Source organism: Pseudoxanthomonas sp. SGNA-20 (assembly GCF_003931635.1).
Classification (GTDB): domain Bacteria; phylum Pseudomonadota; class Gammaproteobacteria; order Xanthomonadales; family Xanthomonadaceae; genus Pseudoxanthomonas.
Genome location: NZ_RRYK01000030.1, coordinates 1 through 370 on the forward strand (window position 1 = coordinate 1; position 370 = coordinate 370).

Here is a 370-nt window from a genome sequence, read left to right on the forward strand (position 1 = left end):
GTTCCGACCTACTACAAGTGGAAGTCGAAGTACGGCGGCCTGGAGGCCTCCGAGCTGCGGCGTGTCAAGGACCTGGAAGCGGAGAACGCCAGGCTCAAGCGGATGTACGCCGAGCTGGCGCTCGACAACGCCGCGATGAAGGATCTGATCGCAAAAAAACTGTAGGGCCGGAGCAGAAGCGCGAGGCCGTGCGGTACCTGGTCGAGGTGCACACGCGGCCCCTGAGCCGGTCCTGTGATTGCGTTGGGTTGTCGCGGGCAGCGTGGTACCAGCCGCCGGTGCACTGGACGGTACGGGATGCCGAGATCATCGCGGCCCTGGCCGAGGTGGTCGAGAATCGCCCGAGCCGCGGCTTCTGGAAGTGTTGCAA

1 pseudogene is annotated in these 370 nt (G+C 64.9%); it reads left to right on the forward strand.

What is annotated here, in order from left to right:
* Positions 1–370 (forward strand): annotated as a pseudogene (locus EIM48_RS15290) (transposase); the annotation flags it as partial.